Annotated in this window: 1 pseudogene; it reads left to right on the top strand. The window is 67.6% G+C overall.

What is annotated here, in order from left to right:
* Positions 1-26: 26 nt before the first annotated feature.
* A pseudogene (locus EIP85_RS23135) lies at positions 27-367 on the top strand (hypothetical protein); the annotation flags it as partial.

Below are 367 nucleotides of genomic sequence, written 5' to 3'. Positions count from 1 at the left end.
GCAGGCGCTAAGGACAGGAGACGGACATGCGTCGCTACGATGGAAAGAGCAGGACGAGGGTTTCGGTTGTGGCAATTGCGGCGGCCTTGGGGCTTGTGATGGCCTCTGGCTGGGTTCCGCTGACAGGGCATTTCTCTGGCGCGGCCTGGGCCGAGGAAGGCGGCGGGCAGTCCACTGGAAAAGGCAACCAAGGGGGTCAGGGACAGGGCTCGAAAGGCTCTCAGGCCGGCCAGGGCACGAATGCGGGCAAGGGCCAGGGCCAAGGCGGGCCAAGCGCGGATTCAGACGCGAAGGGGCCGCAGGCCGGCGGGCCTTCGTCTTCGGGAGGCGGCAAGCCGGCCTGGTCGCAGGAAGGCATTCCCGAGGT

Origin of the sequence: Solirhodobacter olei (assembly GCF_004010155.1) — a bacterium.
Lineage (GTDB): Bacteria > Pseudomonadota > Alphaproteobacteria > Rhodobacterales > Rhodobacteraceae > Solirhodobacter > Solirhodobacter olei.
The sequence above is the reverse complement of the archived record's forward strand: the minus strand, read 5'-3'. Positions and strand labels throughout refer to the sequence as shown.